Source organism: Bacillota bacterium (assembly GCA_024655925.1).
In the GTDB taxonomy this organism is placed as follows: Bacteria; Bacillota; DTU025; order DTU025; family JANLFS01; genus JANLFS01.
Map to the genome: position 1 here is coordinate 1 of JANLFS010000183.1, position 2,925 is coordinate 2,925.

At 58.1% G+C, this 2,925-nt stretch carries 2 protein-coding genes; both read left to right on the forward strand.

Annotation, left to right across the window (positions count from 1 at the left end; genetic code table 11):
* Positions 1-407, forward strand: a 407-nt coding sequence (locus NUW23_15755) for an RHS repeat-associated core domain-containing protein (protein MCR4427611.1), incomplete at its 5' end; no start/stop codon positions are given.
* A gap of 748 nt (positions 408-1,155) precedes the next feature.
* Positions 1,156-2,115: an RHS repeat-associated core domain-containing protein gene (locus NUW23_15760; protein ID MCR4427612.1), complete on the forward strand. Its 960-nt coding sequence runs from the start codon at positions 1,156-1,158 to the stop codon at positions 2,113-2,115.
* Positions 2,116-2,925 lie beyond the last annotated feature (810 nt).

The following is a 2,925-nucleotide window of genomic DNA, read 5'->3' on the forward strand; positions in this document are numbered from 1 at the left end:
TCTTCACCGCCCGGCCGTTCGACCCCGATAGTCAACTCCAAGACAACCTCAACCGCTGGTACGATGCTTATGTCGGCCGCTGGCTGAGCGACGACCCCATCGCATTCGCGAGCGGCGACGCGAATCTCTACAGGTACTGTTATAACAAATCGTTGACGCGAATCGACCCGAGTGGGCTCTCGAGTGCCACTGCAACCTGCATCAAACTCGTCGACGCCCTCCGCGGCAACAAATGCGCGTCCCTTGAAGCATTTTGCTGTCATATTGCCCGCCATCCTGGTGATTACCATAAGCACTGGTTAAAGATGTGCCTGTCCTTGCACAACGCGGTGTGTCTCGGCAAGGGGGCAAGTGATCGCATCACCAAGGCGGCTCTGCGAGCAGCATGCAAGAGTTTGTATGATTAGTGAAGCAAGGCCCTGCCAGCATGCGACAAGGTGGCTCGTCTAATGCGCGTCTGGACGATACAGCCGTTGGGAGTTTGGCGATCCCTGTGCCGCCAGGGTTCGCTGCAGGTGTCCCCAGACGCTCTCAAGTACGGCGGCTATATACCGCCGGCATACGAATGGCTTCAGAGCCAACTTGCAAAGAGGCTTAGCTGTTACACCGGCCATTTACCATGGTGGGTTTATTGCCAGAAACCTGATCTGCGCCGGCATCGCCATGCGCTGCGAAGTGGTGTCGTAGGGGTTCGATTGGAGCTTGAAGTCAGTGAAGCGTCATTACTGACGTTTCCGTCGTGGGCATGGCACCAAGTCTTCTGCGAGGATTACCTGGCCCTTACACGAGAAGAGTATGATCAGTGGATGGCTGGATTGCGACGTGCTTGTCCCGACGAAGATGTGTGGCCGCCCCCTGAGCCCTGGCGGTCGCAAGTGGAGGCGAGTTGGGAGAGACTGTTTTCTGCCGAGTTGCCTTCATTGAGCTGGAACTGGGACTACGAGTGGGCGCGGAAGCCATCGACCGAGGGTGTTCTTGAGACGATCCGCCTTGATGACGTTCGTAGAGTTAGACATTTCTCCGGAACACTGAAAGAGGGTAGTCGCTCACGGAGGGAGCAATAGGGGAGGGAGCAAGAGGGCACATTCTGCCTTTCGAGACCGGTAATGCTCTGCGTCGGTAGATGACAAAACCGCGTAGCTATGGGGCCCGGCCGTGGATCAGATCCTGGCCGAGGAGGCGGTGGACGGCGGCACGGCCGACCTGGTACAGTGGACCTTGACGGACCACCTGAACACCGTGAGGGACATCGCCAAGTACGACCCAGAGACGGGGGCCACCACCGTGGTCAACCACCTGATCTATGACGCGTTCGGCAGGGTCACGTCAGAGACCAACCCGGCGGTGGATTCTTTGTTTCTCTTCACCGCCCGGCCTTTCGACCCCGACACAGGCCTTCAGAACAACCTCAACCGCTGGTACGATGCCGGCGTCGGCCGCTGGCTGAGCGAGGATCCGGTGGGATGCAGGGGTGGTGCTAACCTGTACGGGTATGTTGACAACAGGCCCATGCATCGGGTTGATCCCAAAGGGACCGTTCCGATAAACTGCGAGTGTTACAATCGCTGGTACAGCTGGAGCACCACCTGGGTTCAGACGGACTGTGGCGGTCTCGCTGCCACCTGCTGTTCCTCGGCCTGTGGGGACTTCTACGGCTGGTCCGGCAGATGGGACATTGTCGGCGCAGGGCCAAGCGACGAGCCAAACCCCTGGGGCGAAGCGTGGGGTGCTATCGCATGCGTTCAAAATTGCGTAAACCAGGCGGAGGGGCAGCTTATTGCAGCACTCACCGGCTTGGGGACTGTTGGTGGGTACACGTACGCCTTCTCTACCGTACCCCGGCCGCCGGGAACCGATTCCCTGTCGGCTCGCGTGAGTCGGATTTCTGTTTGGGCGTCGAGAGCAAGGGACTGTTGTCCCAGCCTCTCACACGCTCTCCTTGAAGAACGTAACGCGGTTCAGACGCTTCGCAATGCACTCAAGCTGAAGTTACCGCCAGGCTTGGCCAATTCTCTCTCGGTGACCCTACGGGGCGGCATGCGCGCGTGTGAGTTCATTGCGATCGTCGAAGTTCCCATCTACGCATGGTGCTCCTCCCAATGTATGCAACGATAGATGTTCTGATGGTAAGCGACAGTGTTGCTGTCTCGCGGAGACTACTTTGGACGTGCACGTTCACCCGGGGAGCGTGGGTTGCCGGGCAGGGTAGAGGGTCTGGCCCGCCGCCGTTGCCAAAGTGTATGGGAGTCATCCTATGAGCCTTAGTGGACCACTGCAATTTCCACGGCCCTGGCCGCCCCCAAATTGCCCATTTGGAACATCGCGATCCAGTTTGAAGAAAATCCCCATCGTCGGCTGGTTGTTCGCCTGGTGGCAGGATCGGCGTCGCTGGTGGGTGCACGTACGCGAAGTCTTGATTCCCATCGAGCAGCAAATTGTGGGTCAACTACTCGCGCGTTCTGCCACCAGTTATTGGGCGGATTCACCGACCCATCAACGAATTGCGGACCTTATGGCAACTGTTATAGCCGACGAGAAAGGCCTTTCACATGTGGTGCTTCATCCCGACGATCCCGTGGAACTCCTCTTCTGGGGAGCTTATGACGACATGACGCTCCTTCGCTTCGCGCTTCGGTTACGGAAGGAAGTTGGCGTCGTGCTTTCCAGGGAGGAAATGGCAGTGGTATTCGAAAGACACATGACGGTATCTGAGCTAATCGCATTCTGTTTAGCGAAGACTTCCCAAACACCTGCCTGTGTGCCGCGTGTAAACAGTTGCCGCTGACGCGGTGGTGGGGTATGACGTCTAGCCCCGCACAAAGAGAGATGAAAAGAAGGTCGCTAAGAGCGTGACGGCGCTGGCGTTTGTGCGCGGGTACCTCAAAGAGCGGCCACGCAGGTCAGGCGCGTATGTGACAACACAGA